At 46.7% G+C, this 512-nt stretch carries 1 protein-coding gene; it reads right to left on the bottom strand.

From position 1 onward, the window contains the following. Window positions 1-104: 104 nt before the first annotated feature. Window positions 105-512 (bottom strand): ACP S-malonyltransferase (locus R7093_RS28260; RefSeq protein ID WP_411913269.1); only part of this gene is annotated, 408 nt, incomplete at its 5' end.

The following is a 512-nucleotide window of genomic DNA, read 5'->3' as shown; positions in this document are numbered from 1 at the left end:
GCTCAGCAATCGCACGACCAATGCCACGGCTTGCGCCAGTCACTAGAGCGATTTTACCTTCTAGATTCATCATGTTGTGTTTTCCTTTTCTTATCGTGAAAGAATTATTTAGCTGCTTCTAACGACGCCACATCGTTAACTGCTGCTGCACTTAGTGTTTTCACGATACGTTTTGTTAGACCTGTCAGAACTTTGCCCGGGCCAAGTTCAAGAAGGTTTTCTACACCTTGTTCACTCATTAGCTGTACGCTTTCAGTCCAACGAACTGGGCTGTATAGCTGACGAACAAGCGCGTCTTTGATTTTTGCAGGGTCAGTTTCAGCTGCCACATCAACGTTATTGATAACTGGAAGTTGTGGTGTGTTGAATTCGATAGACTCTAGCGCTACTGCTAGTTTATCAGCTGCTGGTTTCATTAACGCGCAGTGTGAAGGCACTGACACAGGAAGAGGAAGAGCACGTTTCGCGCCAGCTTCTTTACACAGTGCGCCAGCGCGCTCTACTGCATCTTT

The sequence above is a fragment of the Vibrio sp. 1580 genome (assembly GCF_033340055.1).
This window is presented reverse-complemented; position numbering and strand designations above follow the sequence as displayed.